Annotated in this window: 14 protein-coding genes; 3 read left to right on the top strand and 11 right to left on the bottom strand. The window is 59.6% G+C overall.

Annotation, left to right across the window (positions count from 1 at the left end; genetic code table 11):
- Positions 1-35: 35 nt before the first annotated feature.
- The 4 genes from FFI16_RS28535 to FFI16_RS28520 form a co-directional block, all read right to left on the bottom strand.
- Positions 36-2483 carry a TonB-dependent siderophore receptor gene (locus FFI16_RS28535; RefSeq protein ID WP_138813443.1) on the bottom strand — a complete coding sequence of 816 codons (2448 nt, stop codon included), beginning with the start codon at positions 2481-2483 and terminating at the stop codon, positions 36-38.
- Positions 2484-2614: 131 nt separating this feature from the next.
- Positions 2615-3562 (bottom strand): FecR family protein, encoded by a 948-nt coding sequence (locus FFI16_RS28530; protein ID WP_138813442.1) that lies wholly within the window; start codon positions 3560-3562, stop codon positions 2615-2617.
- A complete protein-coding gene (locus tag FFI16_RS28525) occupies positions 3559-4092 on the bottom strand; it encodes an RNA polymerase sigma factor (protein ID WP_138813441.1) in 534 nt (177 codons plus the stop codon). The genes FFI16_RS28530 and FFI16_RS28525 overlap by 4 nt, the downstream gene beginning before the upstream one ends.
- Before the next feature lie 137 nt (positions 4093-4229).
- Positions 4230-5288, bottom strand: a complete 1059-nt coding sequence (locus FFI16_RS28520; RefSeq protein WP_138813440.1) for a haloacid dehalogenase-like hydrolase — start codon at positions 5286-5288, stop codon at positions 4230-4232.
- Positions 5289-5529: 241 nt separating this feature from the next.
- On the opposite strand from FFI16_RS28520, the gene FFI16_RS28515 reads away from it, so the two are divergent.
- On the top strand, positions 5530-6921 hold the full coding sequence (locus FFI16_RS28515; RefSeq protein ID WP_138813439.1) for an L-cystine transporter: 1392 nt from the start codon (positions 5530-5532) through the stop codon (positions 6919-6921).
- A 95-nt stretch (positions 6922-7016) separates the two neighbouring features.
- Here FFI16_RS28515 and FFI16_RS28510 read toward each other — a convergent pair whose 3' ends face one another.
- Complete coding sequence (locus FFI16_RS28510) at positions 7017-7529, bottom strand: dihydrofolate reductase (RefSeq protein ID WP_138813438.1); 513 nt, start codon at positions 7527-7529, stop codon at positions 7017-7019.
- Positions 7530-7598: 69 nt separating this feature from the next.
- On the opposite strand from FFI16_RS28510, the gene FFI16_RS28505 reads away from it, so the two are divergent.
- Together FFI16_RS28505 and FFI16_RS28500 are read left to right on the top strand one after the other, a co-directional pair.
- Positions 7599-8978 (top strand): DUF2868 domain-containing protein, encoded by a 1380-nt coding sequence (locus tag FFI16_RS28505; RefSeq protein ID WP_138813437.1) that lies wholly within the window; start codon positions 7599-7601, stop codon positions 8976-8978.
- The gene (locus FFI16_RS28500; RefSeq protein WP_138813436.1) at positions 8971-10338 is read left to right on the top strand and encodes a DUF3482 domain-containing protein; all 1368 of its coding nucleotides are present in this window, start codon (positions 8971-8973) and stop codon (positions 10336-10338) included. The genes FFI16_RS28505 and FFI16_RS28500 overlap by 8 nt, the downstream gene beginning before the upstream one ends.
- 39 nt (positions 10339-10377) lie before the next feature.
- On the opposite strand, the gene FFI16_RS28495 is transcribed toward FFI16_RS28500, so the two are convergent.
- The 6 genes from FFI16_RS28495 to FFI16_RS28470 form a co-directional block, all read right to left on the bottom strand.
- Positions 10378-10953, bottom strand: a complete 576-nt coding sequence (locus FFI16_RS28495; protein ID WP_178112715.1) for a hypothetical protein — start codon at positions 10951-10953, stop codon at positions 10378-10380.
- A gap of 338 nt (positions 10954-11291) precedes the next feature.
- A complete protein-coding gene (locus FFI16_RS28490; RefSeq protein WP_138813435.1) occupies positions 11292-11849 on the bottom strand; it encodes a hypothetical protein in 558 nt (185 codons plus the stop codon).
- 123 nt (positions 11850-11972) lie between these two features.
- The gene (locus FFI16_RS28485; RefSeq protein ID WP_138813434.1) at positions 11973-12521 is read right to left on the bottom strand and encodes a hypothetical protein; all 549 of its coding nucleotides are present in this window, start codon (positions 12519-12521) and stop codon (positions 11973-11975) included.
- Positions 12522-12659: 138 nt separating this feature from the next.
- On the bottom strand, positions 12660-13241 hold the full coding sequence (locus FFI16_RS28480; protein WP_138813433.1) for a hypothetical protein: 582 nt from the start codon (positions 13239-13241) through the stop codon (positions 12660-12662).
- Between the two features lie 105 nt (positions 13242-13346).
- The gene (locus FFI16_RS28475; protein WP_138815333.1) at positions 13347-13913 is read right to left on the bottom strand and encodes a phosphonate degradation HD-domain oxygenase; all 567 of its coding nucleotides are present in this window, start codon (positions 13911-13913) and stop codon (positions 13347-13349) included.
- Complete coding sequence (locus FFI16_RS28470; protein WP_138813432.1) at positions 13913-15046, bottom strand: TIGR03364 family FAD-dependent oxidoreductase; 1134 nt, start codon at positions 15044-15046, stop codon at positions 13913-13915. The genes FFI16_RS28475 and FFI16_RS28470 overlap by 1 nt, the downstream gene beginning before the upstream one ends.
- Positions 15047-15130 lie beyond the last annotated feature (84 nt).

Raw genomic sequence — 15130 nt, 5'->3', positions numbered from 1 at the left:
CTTGCCCGCTCCCACACGAAGCTTTGCGTAATGGCTCAGAACTGTGGGGTGTAGGTCATGGTGAACATCACATTGCGTGGGTCGCCGTAGTAGTTGCTGCCCCAGTTCGCGTTGTAGGCCGGGATGTAATACTTTTTGTCGAACATATTGTTCAGGTTCGCCGCCACGGTGAATTCCTGATTGATCTTGTAGGCCACCCGCGAATCCCACAGGGCATTACCCGGCACACTGAAGGTGCGGTCGTAGGCTTCGGTGCTGCTTTGCGCGGTCACGCCCGCACCAACGCTGAACTGCTGCCAATCGCCCGGCAACTGGTAATCACCCCAGACCTTGAGCAAGTGCTTGGGTGTCCAGGTGCTGAAGATTTTGCCTTCGTAGGTGTTGTCCTTAAGGAACTTGGTGGTGTTGTAGGTGTAACTGGAGGCCAGCTGCAGGCCGGGCAGCACTTCGCCGCTCAACGTGGCTTCAAAGCCTTGGCTGCGGACTTCGCCCGAGGCGACCGAGCAATACCAGCCATTGCAATTCATCGGCCCTTGCAGGTCCTGCACGCCACGGTTTTTCTGGTCGTAACGGAAGATCGCAAACGAGGTATTGAGGCGACCGCCGGCCAGTTCGCCCTTGATGCCCAGCTCGTAGTTTTTGCCTTCGATAGGCTTGAGTAAGGACCCGGAGGTCGTCAGGTTGGTCTGCGGTTCAAATGCATCGGCATAACTGGCGTAGGCCGACCACTGCTCGTTCAACGCATAGACCAGGCCAGCATAGGGCGTGACCTTTCCGGACGTTTGCGTGCTGCTAGCCTCGGGGGCGTTGTACACACCACCAAACCCACCCTGACCTACGTAGGAATAGTCATACCAACTGCTGCGAGCCCCAAGAATCAAGGTCAGCGGGTCCAGGACTTTCACACGCCACGTGCCGTAGATGCCTTTCTGACGGATGTCATACCAGCTCTTCGACGCGCTGCCCTGGGCGAACAACTGGTTTTTGTCGCGCTGCGGGCGGTTGTGGTCAATGTTGAAGATATCCGCGCCGTTCGTTGCCGCCCGCGCCCACTGGTCGTCGGTGGTGAGCTTAGAATAGTTGGCGCCCAGGACCATTTCCTGTTGGAAGCCCAAACCTTCGAACTTGCCGTTTAAATACACATCCGCGCCGCGGCTTTTGGTATTGAAGTCGGTGACCCAATCCACATAACGCACGTTGCCGGTGCTGCCCGGATTGGGGATTTCATCCCACGTTGCCTGGTAGGTCGCGTCGTTGTGTTCATCCATGGCCACCAGTGCGGCCTTCACCTTCCAGTCATCGTTGAAACGATGCTCCAGGTCGGCGAACACTTGGGTCTGGTTGTTGACCGCACGGTTCCAACTGGCGCCGACAAACGTCGAGCGTGGCAGGCCGATATCGCTGCCGTTGGCATAACGGGGCAACGACATGAAGTTGGGGCGCGAGTGGCCCTTCTGATTGCTGATGCCCACGCCGACGGTGGTGTCGGGTGTGAAGTCGTAGTCGACGGCCGCGTAGACTGTCTGGTTCCAGCCGCCGGCGTAGTCGACGAAGGAGTTGGTGGTGTCATAGTCCGCCACAAAACGGCCGCGCAAGGTGCCTTCGGCATTGAGTGGGCCACCGGCATCCACCTGGGTACCGTAATGGTCCCAGGAGCCCGCCTTGGCGGTGACCGTCACGGTCGGTGCCTGCTGGCCGCGCTTGCGCACCAGGTTCATCGTACCGCCAGGGCTGTTGGCGCCTTGCAGCAACGCAGCCGGGCCGCGCAGGGTCTCGACGCGGTCGTAGATGGCCATGTTCTCGGTGAGGTAACTGCCCAGCGTGTAGGTATTACGCGGGATCCCCACACCGTCGTATTGCAGGGTGCCGACCTCGAAGCCACGGGAGAAGATGAACATGCCAGGGCCGGGGGATTTGGTCGCTGTGAGGCCGGGTGTGCGCTTGACCACTTCGGAGAGTTTGGTGGTGTTCTGGTCATCCATCTGCTTGCGCGTCATGACGCTGACCGATTGCGGGATGTCTTTGAGTTTCTGCTCGCCCTTGCCCAGTGTCACTGCGCCGGTGGTGTACGAGCCCGTGCCTTCGGTGGTCACGCCCAACTGTTCGGCGCTGATGGTGGTGGCGCCGACCTCCAGGGCCGAGCCCGTTGCCACAGGTTTTTCCAGGGTGACGGTGTCCGCGTTGATGAACGCCGCACTCAACCCGGTGCCGCCCAACAACTGTGCCAAGGCTTCGCGCTGGGCCAGGTTGCCTTTGACGCCCGGCGAAACCACGCCTTGGGTCAACTCACCACTCACCAGCACCTGCACCCGCGTCACCGCCGAAAACGCCGCCAGCGCGCCATCCAGGCTCTGCCCCGGAATATCAAAGCGGTAAGCCTGGGCCTGGGTGGTCTCGGCGGCCTGCAAGTACAGCGGCGCGGTGCCGCCAGCCAAGGAAATGGCCAGTGCCAGCAAGGGCCGTGCGGCGAATCGGTGTGCCATGGATGGTGCTCCCCGGTGCAAAAAGTCTGTGATCGGCGCCGCACTACTTGAGAGTGCTTACTATTTACGCCTCAGTGATCAAGGACGAACGCTTGCCGGGAAACCCTGAAAGTATTTTCAAATAATTGCGATCAGGACGCCTTGCCTTCGCGCAACACCAGCAAATACGGGGTGTAATGCTCGGCGTGCAGGTTGAGGGTGTATTCCAATGCCTTGATCACCGCGTCGGGCTTGTCGATTTCAAACACACCGGACACCACGCGGTTGCGTAACGCATCGCCGAGCACCAGGGTCTTGCCGGGCCAGTAACGGTTAAGTTCGGTGACCACTTCCGACAGCGGCTGCTGACGAAACACGAGCTGCCGTTGGCGCCAGGCAAAGCCGCTGGCCGGGTCGAAGCCGTGGACCTCGGCAAGCTGCTCGTCCTGATACTCCACCGCCCGCCCCGGCTCCAGGTACACCGGCGCGCCTTTCCCGGCGCTGACCTCAACCTTGCCTTGCGCCACCTGCACCCGCGTTTGCGCATCACGCCGCGCCACGCCGAACTGGGTGCCGACCACCTTCACCCAGCCATCGCCGGACTGCACCACGAAGGGCCGCGTCGGGTCCTTGGTCACGTCGAAGAAGCCTTCGCCGCGCAACAAACGAATCTGCCGCTCGCCCGCACTCATGCGGATTTGCACCGCGCTGTCGGTATTGAGTTGCAGGTGGGAGCCATCTGCCAGTTCGATGGTGCGCGACTCGCCAGTGCCGGTGGCGTAGTCGGCACGCAAGCGGTCGAGCCAGGGCGTGTTTTGCACGGTCAGGCCCACCGCCAGTAACACCGCAGCGGCATACGCCCAGCGCCGCGCCGGTTTACCCCAGGCGGACTGTTCGGCGCGGCGAATGATCCGCGCCGGCTCACGCATACCACCGAGCATCGCCTGCACTTCCTGCCAGGCTTCATCCTGGGCGTTGCCTTGGCCGAGCCAGGCGGCGAAGGCATCCATCTCAGTGGGCGTTATGTCTTCGGCCTGCAGGCGGAAGTACCAGCCAGAGGCTTCTTCAAACAACGCGTCGGCAGTGGGTGTGACGGTCATGACCGACGTCCTTGTGCATCGCAGGCAAGCCGCGTCTTGATGTACCCGCGGCATTCAATCAAGGCACGACGCAGTTGGTATTCCACACTGCGCGGGGTGATCGACAGGCGTTCGCCAATCTCGCGGTAGGAAAGTTCGTCGACATGATAGAGCAGGAAGATCTGCCGAGTCGCTTCGGGCAGCGCCAGGATAGCGTCCTGCATCAGTTGCTCCTGCTGATAGGCAGCCAACTGTTCATCGGCACCGGGGTTGCTGCAGGGCAGCTCTTCGCTCGGCTCACCGGCATCCAGGCGCTCACGTCGAATGGCCTGACGCTGGTGGTCGCGTACCAGGTTACTGGCAATGGTGAAGAGAAAGGCCGGGAGGTTGTCGATCTTCTCGCCGGAATCCAGGCGCGCCAGGCGCAGGAAAGATTCCTGGGTCAGGTCGGCCGCCACCTGGGCACTGCCGGTACGGCGGGTGACGAAAGCTTCGAGGGCTTTCTTCTGCTCCGCGAACAGGCGCGCAATCTGCGAATTCCAGGAGGACACAGCACTACCTTGAGAAGAACGAAGGGTTCAGGGAGTGCGCACGCTAGCAGAGGATGAGATTGGTTCGCAATTGATATCTATTTTGCTTGCCCTCTGCAGGAGCCGGCTTGCCGGGCTCCTGCAGAGGGCAACGCGGGTTACTGAATGTCGTCTGGCTTGACGATCACCCAGTTCTTGTCCGCCGTCACCGGCAGACCTTCCTTGGCCTGGGCCGCCGCGTGCTTGGCCATCATGCCGTTGAGTTGGGTCATGTATTTGTCCTTGCGGTTGATCCACAGGTGAATGCCGCCCTTGGCCACGTCCACATCGTGGAACAGCATGTAGCCATCGCTGGTCGGTGTATCACCGCCGACGATCACCGGTTTTTTCCATTCGTCGATGTAGGTCAGGATTGCCGCGTGCTTACCGGCCATCCAGGTTGCCGGGGTCCACAGGTACGGGGTGAGCTCCAGGCCGAGGTTGGCCTTCTCGTCATATTTGCCCGCAGTGATCTGCTTACGCGCAGTGGTCAACTCGCCGGTCTTGCGGTCCTTGAGCAAGGTGCTCACGCCAATGACGTTTTCGGGTTTGACGTTGTAGCCGTACTTCGGATCGGCGGCGACCATGCGCACCAGCTCCTCGGACGCGGCGGTCATCACATACACCTCGATGCCGTTTTCCATCAGCTTGTTGTACAGCTCGGCTTGGCCGGTAAAGACTTTCGGCGGCTGCACCTCGGATTTCTTCACCACATCGCCTTCAAAGTAGGTGACCGGCACCGGCTTGCCGGAAGCCATCAACTCGTCCACCTGGACCTTGAGTTCCTTGAGGGTGAAGCCCGAGAAAATCTGCGCAACCCACGGGTAGCAGACCATGTCATCGACTTCGCAGAGGCGGTAGTAGTAGCTGAACAGGCTTTCCTTGTGGTCGGCGGTGTCCTTGAACGGCATCAGCTTCAGCGATGGGTCCATGCTCTCGCGGGTGATCAGGCCTTTGTTTTCCATGTACGGCAACAAAGACTCTTCGAGGTCGTAGCGGTAACTGGTGTTGTCCATGTCGAACACCGCGAAGTTACCCTTGTTGGCATTCGCGGCAATCATCTTGTTCAGTTGCTCGGCGGCAGGCGCCGGCCAGTGTTTCAACTCGGTGGCGGCAAATGCCTGGCTGACGAGGCCGAGGCAGAAGGCAGCGGCAAGTAGTGTTGGCGCGAGCTTCATAAGCGTTTTCTCCCTGAGTGAAAGACATCGACGCTAACAAATCTGTATGACAGTTATCGCCCGAGCGCGACCGCTTGCGTCGTGATAACGCCAAGGGCATGTGCCTGAGCGTCAAATGCTTATTCCAAAAACGACAGTCGCCATTCCATATTGGTATTAAATCAATATATTTCAAACTGTTAGGCTTCCCGGTTCGCAATCGCAGGCTCACGCGATTGGCTGCCTTCTCAACGGAGCTTCAATGAATCTGCCCCTGATTCTCAACTTACTGGTGTTCGTGGCCCTGTTGCTGGGCCTGGCACAAACCCGTCGCACCAACTGGAGCCTCGCCAAGAAGGTGCTGTTTGCCCTCGTATTGGGCGTGGTGTTCGGCACGGTGTTGCACACCATTTATGGCGACGGTAACCCGGTGCTAAAGGCCTCGATCAGCTGGTTTGACCTGGTCGGCAATGGCTACGTGCAATTGTTGCAAATGATCGTGATCCCGCTGGTGTTCGCCTCGATCCTCAGTGCTGTGGCGCGTCTGCATAACGCCTCGTCACTGGGCAAGATCAGCTTCCTGACCATCGGCACGCTGCTGTTCACCACCGCGATTGCGGCGCTGATCGGTATCGGCCTGACCAACCTGTTCGGCCTCACCGCCGAAGGTCTGGTGGCGGGCACCCAGGAAATGGCACGCCTGCAAGTGATCCAGAGTGATTACGCCGGCAAGGTGGCTGACCTGAATATCCCGCAGTTGCTGCTGTCGTTCGTGCCGGCCAACCCGTTTGCAGATCTTGCCCGCGCCAAGCCGACGTCGATCATCAGCGTGGTGATTTTCGCCGCATTCCTGGGGGTTGCCGCGCTGCAACTGCTCAAGGATGAGGTGGAAAAGGGCCAGAAAGTGCTCAACGCCATCGACACCCTGCAAGCCTGGGTAATGCGTCTGGTGCGCCTGGTGATGAAGCTGACGCCATACGGTGTTTTGGCACTGATGACCAAAGTGGTCGCCGGCTCCAACCTGCAAGACATCTTCAAGCTCGGCAGTTTTGTGGTGGTCTCGTACCTGGCGCTGGGCCTGATGTTTGTGGTGCACGGCCTGCTGCTGTCGCTGGCCGGGATCAACCCGCTGCGGTTCTTCCGCAAGGTGTGGCCGGTGCTGACCTTTGCCTTCACCAGCCGCTCCAGCGCAGCCGCCATTCCGCTGAGCATTGAAGCGCAGACCCGTCGCCTGGGTATCCCGCAGTCCATTGCCGGGTTTGCCGCCTCGTTTGGCGCGACCATCGGCCAGAACGGTTGCGCCGGTCTCTATCCCGCCATGCTGGCGGTGATGGTTGCACCGACCGTGGGCATCAACCCGCTGGACCCACTGTGGATCGCGACGCTGGTGGCGATTGTGACCTTGAGTTCGGCCGGTGTGGCAGGCGTGGGCGGCGGTGCCACCTTCGCCGCGCTGATCGTGCTGCCGGCGATGGGCTTGCCGGTGTCACTGGTAGCGCTGCTGATTTCCGTAGAGCCGCTGATCGACATGGGCCGCACAGCTCTGAACGTGAATGGCTCGATGACGGCCGGGGCGATTACCAGCCAGGTCATGGGGCAGACGGATAAAGCGCTGCTGGATGCCGATGAGCATGCTGAATTAGCGCAGGCCTGATAGACCGCTATCGCAGGCAAGCCAGCTCCCACAGTTGACCGAGTTCTCCTGAGGAAACCGATTCAACTGTGGGAGCTGGCTTGCCTGCGATGCCTTTAAGCTTTTTCCCAGACTTCGAAGTTGTACGCCGGCTTATCACCTTCAGCTGGATTCTCCAGGTTTGACACCAGCTTCCACTGGTTCAAATCAAACTCCGGAAACCACGCATCGCCTTCCGGGCTCAGTGCAACCCGCGTCAAATACAGGCGGTCCGCCTGCTCCAGCCCCTGCGCATACAGCTGCGCACCGCCGATCAGCATCAGCTCATCCACGCCCTGTTCCAGCGCCCAGGCTTCAGCCCGCTCAACCGCCGCGTCCAGTGACGGAAAAACTTCCGCACCTTCGAGCGCCAGGCCGGTCTGACGGCTGACCACAATGTTCAAGCGCCCCGGCAACGGTCGGCCCAGGGAATCCCAGGTCTTGCGCCCCATGATGATCGGCTTGCCGAGCGTGGTGGCCTTGAAATATTTGAAATCCCCCGGCAAATGCCAGGGCATGCTGTTGTCGACGCCGATCACGCGGTTTTCACCGAGGGCTGCGATCAGGCTTAAAGGGAGAGTTTTTTTCATGCCGACGAGAATACCAGAGCCATGAGTCTGCGGTTATGCTCCAAGCTCACTTGCTCAACAGGACGGCGCGTGACTGCACTGAACCCGCTGCACACACTCTGGCTCACCGAAACCGTGCGCCTGCGCGAAGAACACGCAGGCCCTTTGGAGGACCTGGAAGCCAACCGCCTGGCCCGCACGGCCGGTGGCGATTTGCCGACGCGCATCCAGCAGCGCGCCCTGCACCTGGCCGAGCGCGATGGGCTGACGGCCGCCCTCACCCGCTGGCTGCAAGGCGCGCGGTTGGCGTTGGTGCTGCTGGCGGTGGTGGCGGTTATCAGTGGCGCCGGGCTGGCCTTTGCCGCCTTGGGTAATGGCCTGACGCCGGTGAACGTGTTCTGGGCCTTGGGCAGCCTGCTCGGCTTGAACCTGATCCTGTTAATCAGCTGGGCCTTGGGCTTACTGTTTGCCGGTGAACACAGCGCCAGCCTCGGGCGCCTGTGGTTGTGGCTCAGCGAAAAGCTTGCCCGCGATGCCAAAGCCGCGCAATTGGCGCCAGCCTTGCTGCTGTTGTTGCAGCGCCAGAAACTCAATCGTTGGGCCGTGGGTGTGCTCGTCAACAGCCTGTGGTTGCTGGCGCTGCTCAGCGCCATGGTGATTCTGCTGACACTGCTGGCCACGCGGCGCTACGGTTTTGTGTGGGAAACCACCATCCTCGGCGCCGATACTTTTGTCGCCGTGACCCAAGCCCTCGGCAGCCTGCCCGCCTTGCTCGGCTTTAATGTGCCGACGGTGGAGATGATCCGCGCCAGCGGCGACTCGGCCCTGAATATCGAAAGCGCCCGCCAGGCCTGGGCCGCGTGGCTGGTAGGCGTGCTGCTGGTTTACGGCCTGCTGCCCCGATTGCTCCTCGCGCTGCTGTGCCTGTGGCGCTGGAAACGCGGCCGCGCGGCATTGCGCCTGGACCTTAACCTGCCCGGCTACAGCCAACTGCGCGAGCGCCTGATGCCGAGCAGTGAACGGCTGGGCGTGAATGACGCCGCGCCTGAGCAGTTGCATCACATTACCGGCGGCATCAGCGACCTGGAAAGCGACGGCGCCCTGCTGGTGGCCATCGAACTCGACGATCAACACCCGTGGCCGCCCAAGCTGCCGGGCAGCGTCAAGAACGCCGGCATCCTCGACAGCCGCGAATCACGCAACAAACTGCTGGAACAACTCACGCGCTTCCCGCCCGCACGCCTGGCCATCGCCTGTGACCCGCGCCGCTCGCCGGATCGTGGCAGCCTGGCGTTGATCGCCGAGCTGGCCCGCAGCGCCACCGCCACCCGCGTATGGCTGTTGCAGGCGCCACCCGGCCAGGCGCTGGACGCCGAGCGCCTGGGCGACTGGCACGCCGCGCTGCAACAGCTGGAGCTGCCTTTCGCCGACTGTGCGCCGCTGAACTGGCTGGAGACCGGTCATGACTAAACCACTGAAGCTCGCCGTGGTCGGCCACACCAATGTCGGCAAGACCTCGCTGCTGCGCACGTTGACCCGTGATGTGGGCTTTGGCGAAGTCTCCCATCGCCCCAGCACCACCCGCCATGTGGAAGGCGCGCGCCTGTCGGTCGATGGCGAAGCCTTGCTGGAGCTGTACGACACACCTGGCCTGGAAGATGCCATCGCGCTGCTTGATTACCTGGAACGCCTGGACCGGCCCGGCGAACGCCTCGATGGCCCGGCTCGCCTGGTGCGGTTCCTGGAAGGCAGCGAAGCCCGCCAGCGTTTCGAACAGGAAGCCAAAGTGCTGCGCCAGCTGTTGGCCTCGGACGCCGGTTTGTATGTGATCGACGCCCGCGAACCGGTGCTGGCCAAGTACCGCGACGAGCTGCAAGTGCTGGCCAGTTGCGGCAAGCCATTGCTGCCGGTGCTCAACTTCGTCAGCAGCAGCGACCACCGCGAGCCGGACTGGCGCGAAGCCCTGGCCCGCCTCGGCCTGCATGCGCTGGTGCGCTTCGACAGCGTGGCGCCGCCGGAAGACGGCGAACGCCGCTTGTATGAAAGCCTGGCGCTGCTGCTGGAAAACGCACGGCCGCAATTGGAACGCCTGATCCTTGATCAGCAAGCCCAACGCCAGGCCCGTCAGCAAAGCGCCGCACGCTTGATCGCTGAATTGTTGATCGACTGCGCCGCGTGCCGACGCAGTGTGGTCACAGAGGGTGAACAGCAAGCCATCAGCGACTTGCGCAAGGCTGTGCGCCAGCGCGAGCAAAAGTGTGTGGAAGCGTTGCTCAAACTGTTCGGCTTCCGCCCGCAGGACGCTGCCGCCAGCGACTTACCGCTGCTGGACGGGCGCTGGGGTGATGATTTGTTCAACCCCGAAACCCTCAAACAACTCGGCGTGCGGGTCGGCGGCGGGATCGCCGCAGGCGCGGCAGCCGGTGCGGGTGTGGACCTGCTGGTCGGCGGTCTCACCCTCGGCGCCGCCGCCATTGCCGGTGCCATTGCCGGTGGCGCGCTGCAAACCGCACGCAGCTACGGCAGCCGCCTGCTGGGCAAGATCAAGGGCCAGCGCGAGCTGACCGTCGACGACAGCGTGCTGCGCCTGCTCGCCCTGCGCCAACGTCAATTGCTCAAAGCCCTGAACCTGCGCGGCCATGCGGCGATGCACAGCATCAAGGTCGACACGCCTCAAGACCAAACCTGGCGGGCAGGCAAATTACCGGACGCTTTGCACAAGGCCCGTGCCTACCCGCAATGGTCGTGCCTTAACCCTCAGCCAAAGCTTAGCCAGGCTGAACGTCAAGAGCAGATTCATGTATTGGCGCAGTCACTCAAGGATGAGTGACTGCGAGCACCCATTGATCGGCCATACAACTGGCAAGGCTTATGAGGCCGGGATATCCAAGACCTTGACCTCAAAGGTTTCCGGTTCGTGCCAGCTGAACAGCAGGTATAGCTCAGCCAACTGGTGGACCAAACGCCGATCAATGTCGTCGATTACACCGTCATGGTTGATATCGAAATGAATGTTCCATTCGAGCACTTGGTCGTTATCAAAGTCATAAGCGGCATTCCAGGCGACCAACGTGTGAGCATCAATGTCCCCGGTCCCCTCCTTAACGTGCAGACGCACAGTGTCGGGCGTGCCGTCTTTATAGAAGTCTTCGGAGAAAATTTTCATGTAGCGCGTTGAAGCCGTCCCAGGATTAAACCAGTTGAGCTTCAAATAGGCAGAGGCAAACTTGTCCAACAACAGTTTGTCGAGCCGACTCTCCCGACCATCATTCGTCACATCCCCTCGGCTGTAGTCGATTTTCCCGTCAGTTGGGAAGTCGTAGGCCACGGCATGACTGATCAAGCTGTCTCGAATACCAGGGGTGCTTTGATAGAACTGAAGCAACACAGTATCTGCCTGGCCAGCTCCTGTTCGGTCCTGTGCGAAAACTTTTAAATAGCGCATTGTTCGACTCCTGGTTCAAACTTATCCAAACTCGGATAAGCGTGCTCATACCCTTTGAACGCAAGGAGGTTGACGCAAATGGATCGGAGCGTGCGCCGCCAACTGTCACCCTTGTTAAACCAGTTCAACCTCAAAAATGTATTGGCAAATGCCTTGAGCAACCCGTCAATGCCTGTGGGGTAACGCTGATAAAAGTGCATCATCTTTTCTCTTGCGTGGCTGAAGTCACATGAGAGTAATGAAGCTGGCAAAAGCGTCGCTAGGCGACGCTTCTGGACTGAACGTATGAATTCACCCTGCCATGGGTAGACGTTTGTCTCAACGCACTGAGGCGAACATCAAACCGTTTTGAATCGCGCCGAAGTATGCCAACCAAATGCCAGGAAAGCGTCGCACAAGGCTTTAGTGGCGTCGCTATCCCGCAGATCGCCACTACAATCGCGCTTCGGACCCGAGTGGGTAATCGACTCCACGATGCCATCATTATCGCCGTCATAGCCCACGACGCTATGCATCAAGACGCGTTTGCCCTGTGATGTACAACACTGATGAAAACTCAGTTTAAGCATAGTAGGCACACCTCCCCCAGACCAGCGGGCGACTCGCATCGTCAGGTAACGCCGCCAGGTTTCGCCAGGATTGAACCAGTTCAGTTGCAGGAAAACATCTGAAAACGTCTTGAGCAACGCCTTATCTTCTGCCGATCTATAACCATCAAAATTGATATCGCCTGGTAACAAGATCTCGGTAGCACCATCGGCGGTGATATCAACAGCCACCGCCTCATGGACCAGTTCATCAGGATCGCCAGCAGGTCGCTCAAAAAACTGCAGGATAACCATATCAGCCCTGCCATTACCGCTACGGTCCTGGGCAGTCGCTTTCAAATAGCGCATCACCTACTCTCGCTTTATTAATTGAAGAACCACAGAGAGTAATAACGCCTGCACTCGTGCCTCTAGCCGTCGCGTCCCGGTTTGTCGTATGAATTCACGCTAGCTGTTATCGGCAGACGTAAGTCAAATGCTGTTGTCTTTGTACCATTTGAACCCAAGGAAACTACTGCACAAGGAACGGATCAGTTCTTTGTCTGCCTGATCAACTACGCCGTTTTTATCCACATCGGTATGGGTAAACCATTCCAGGACGCCATTCCCGTAGCCATCAAAGGCTGAGGCCTGATAAGCCAACGTTGGTTTACGCCCCGTACTGCGCCGGTCCAGAAAATTGAGTTGCACACCGTTGGGCGGGCGTTTCTCGTACTCATGGATGGCGATGATTACCAACGTGCGCTTCCAACTTTCACCGTAATTAAACCAGTTCAGTTTAAGAAAGGTGTTAGCAAACGTCTTGATCATGTGGCTGTCGATGACAGTGCTCTTGCCATCTACCTCGATGTCCACAACCGTCTGCAGATCCACGCTGGCATCGCCATCCATATCAACGACAAATGCTTCATGAACCACCTCGTCAAACCCAGCAGCACTGCGTTCATAGAAATGTAGAAACACGGTATCTGCGCGTCGATTACCACTGCGGTCTTGAGCGGTGACTTTTAAGTAACGCATATTTATCTCGGATGTAATTAAAAAACTGATCAATACAAATCAATAACCAGCTCGCGACACAAACCCAGTGCCAGGCGTATACCAACACCATCAATGTTTTCAGTTATTTGATGATCGACCAGGCCGTCAGCTGATGTATCAACAGCCGTGGCTAACCGCACCAACTCGTCCGGCAGTTGCGTTAGCGTCATACCACCGCATCTTCAGAAAAAGGGTGCCCAGTACTCGCATCAATTCTTTATCCGCTTTATCGGCGATACCGTTTCCATCGATATCACTGTTGGTAAAGGTCTCAAGCACACCATTGCTGTCAGCGTCATACGCTGCGGCGCTGCACGTCAGACTCTCTTTGCGAACCCCGCCCAGCAAATCGTGGAGTTGCAACTTGATGGCATTGGGTTTGCCTTGCTTATCGTAATGGTCCACATACACGCTCAACGTGCGCTGGGAACTGTCACCTTTGTTGAACCAACCGAGTTTTAAAAACGCCTTGGCAAATGCCTTGAACAGTTGTTTATCTCCAATGGTGCTCTGCCCATCACGGTTGATATCACCGGCGCACTGCACATCGATCACCGAGTCGCCGTCCATGTCCACCGCCAGGGCTTCATGCCTCAATGCATCCGGCTCGCCGGCCTGGCGCTCATAAAGGTGCACGATGACGGTATCAGCCTTACCGTTACCTCTGCGGTCCTGAGCGGTCGCTTTTAAATAACGCATGGGAATGTCTCTAAAATGGGCAAGACCCAAGGCTATTCCAGGTCTTGGCCATTTAAGAGTTCATGACGTCTGAACCGCCGGTACGAAAGAGCGCCGACAGGCGTGCTAACTGCCGACACCGGCTGCCAGCAGGCCACGTGCCTTGGCTTTAAGCAGGTCCAAGTCGACTACGGGCACGTGCATTTGCTTGGCCTGCTCATCCCAGTGGCGCATGCGCAAGCTGACGTGGCAAAGCGGATCCTGCTCAAAGGCCTGGGCCTCTGCGGCTGACATCACGCCACCCTGATAACCCAAGGTACGGCGACTGGCTTCGCTCAAGCGCGCGTAGTAGTCAGGCTGGCTGAAGGTCAGGTAGCGCTTGGCCTGCACGTGATACTCCACCAGCTTGGCCATGCGCTCGCCGAAACCTGCGCGGCGCAGATAATCCGCGCCCAGGCGCTCGTGGCTGACCACGCCATAGCCGCCCATGTTTTCGCCGCCCTGCCCGCAGAGGTGCCCGATGTCGTGGAAAAACGCCGCCAGCACCACTTCATCGTCGAAGCCTTCGGCCATAGCGAGTTGCGCAGCCTGGGACATGTGCTCGATCTGCGACACCGGCTCGCCGATGTAATCGGCCGCGCCGTGCTGTTCGTACAAGCCGAAGACTTCGGCGATTGCCTGTTCCGGGTTCATCATGCGCTACCCCACAATGCTGTGATATTTCGCTCGGCCATCGCCGGGCCAACGCTCATGCCCACACCGGAGTGCATCAACGCCGCGCTCACGCCTGGCGCCGCACGCAGGAATGAAAACGGCGCCGGGCCGCGTGAGCCATACACACCTTGCCAGCGTTCCACTACCTGGATCTTGCAGCCCAGCGTCTGCTCCGCCAGCTCGATCAGCCAGTCATCGATTTGCTCGGCATTGAACGGCGATGCATCGTTGCCGTAGTCATGGGAGTCACCAATGATCAGCTCGCCCTGCGGTGTCGGGCTGATCAGCAAGTGAATCCCGTGCTCTTGCAGGTGGGGCGCTTCACGCAGGATCTGCGCCTGCACTCGCGCAGCTTCCGGCAGGTCGGCAAACGCGCCGTAGTGCACGCAACTAAGGCCCGTGAGCAATGCGTGTTGCAGGTTCAGATTGAGCGCAGGCCGGGCGCGCAGCATTTGCAGGCGACAGATGCTCGGGTTGAGCCCGGCCATCGAATCGGCCAACAACGTCTGGTAATCATGACCGGAGCATACGATGACCTGCTCACCGCGAAAGCTGCCCGCTGTAGTGTGTACTTGGCCAGGCTCAACGTCGCGCACCAGGGTGGAGAAATAGAACTGCACCTTCAATTCCTGGGCCAGATAATTGATCAGCGCCGGGATCGCTTCGCGCGAATACAGTTGCTGATCATCCTTGCCATGCAGCGCGGCACGGTGATGGCGAAACTGGCCGCCGTACAGGTCTTTGATCGCCGCGCCTTGCAGCAGCTCGACGTTGTAGCCGTGTTCTTGCGCCCGGCCAGCGCTGAAGGCTTCCAGCAGATGCTCTTCGGCTTCGGTGCGGGCGAACAGGTAGGAGCCGTTGCGCTTGAGCTGCAAGCCCGCCACCTTCGCCCATTGGCCCCAGATATCACGGCTTTCCCGTGCCAGGTCGAGCATCTGGCCAGGGGGTTGGCCGGTGACCAGTGCCTGGCCGAAGTTGCGCACGGAGGCGCCCAGCGGTGTGGCGCTGCGCTCGAAGACCTTGACCTTGAGGCCGCGTTTGGCGGCGGCGTAAGCGTGGGACAGGCCGAGGATGCCGGCGCCGATGATCAGCAGATCGCTGTGGTGTGTCATGAAGTGATGTCCTGAATTCGAAGCCGCTATCGCAGGCAAGCCAGCTCCCACATTTTGATTTGCGAACACTTTTAAATGTGGGAG

Source organism: Pseudomonas sp. KBS0710, from assembly GCF_005938045.2.
Lineage (GTDB): Bacteria > Pseudomonadota > Gammaproteobacteria > Pseudomonadales > Pseudomonadaceae > Aquipseudomonas.
Note: the sequence above shows the minus strand (reverse complement) of the source record. Positions and strands in the feature narration are given on the sequence as shown.

Coding starts and splice junctions, on each gene's coding strand:
- FFI16_RS28535 (WP_138813443.1), bottom strand. CDS start 2,483: ATGGCACACCGATTCGCCGCACGGCCCTTGCTGGCACTGGCCATTTCC.
- FFI16_RS28530 (WP_138813442.1), bottom strand. CDS start 3,562: ATGACCGTCACACCCACTGCCGACGCGTTGTTTGAAGAAGCCTCTGGC.
- FFI16_RS28520 (WP_138813440.1), bottom strand. CDS start 5,288: ATGAAGCTCGCGCCAACACTACTTGCCGCTGCCTTCTGCCTCGGCCTC.
- FFI16_RS28515 (WP_138813439.1), top strand. CDS start 5,530: ATGAATCTGCCCCTGATTCTCAACTTACTGGTGTTCGTGGCCCTGTTG.
- FFI16_RS28510 (WP_138813438.1), bottom strand. CDS start 7,529: ATGAAAAAAACTCTCCCTTTAAGCCTGATCGCAGCCCTCGGTGAAAAC.
- FFI16_RS28500 (WP_138813436.1), top strand. CDS start 8,971: ATGACTAAACCACTGAAGCTCGCCGTGGTCGGCCACACCAATGTCGGC.
- FFI16_RS28495 (WP_178112715.1), bottom strand. CDS start 10,953: ATGCGCTATTTAAAAGTTTTCGCACAGGACCGAACAGGAGCTGGCCAG.
- FFI16_RS28490 (WP_138813435.1), bottom strand. CDS start 11,849: ATGCGCTATTTGAAAGCGACTGCCCAGGACCGTAGCGGTAATGGCAGG.
- FFI16_RS28485 (WP_138813434.1), bottom strand. CDS start 12,521: ATGCGTTACTTAAAAGTCACCGCTCAAGACCGCAGTGGTAATCGACGC.
- FFI16_RS28480 (WP_138813433.1), bottom strand. CDS start 13,241: ATGCGTTATTTAAAAGCGACCGCTCAGGACCGCAGAGGTAACGGTAAG.
- FFI16_RS28475 (WP_138815333.1), bottom strand. CDS start 13,913: ATGAACCCGGAACAGGCAATCGCCGAAGTCTTCGGCTTGTACGAACAG.
- FFI16_RS28470 (WP_138813432.1), bottom strand. CDS start 15,046: ATGACACACCACAGCGATCTGCTGATCATCGGCGCCGGCATCCTCGGC.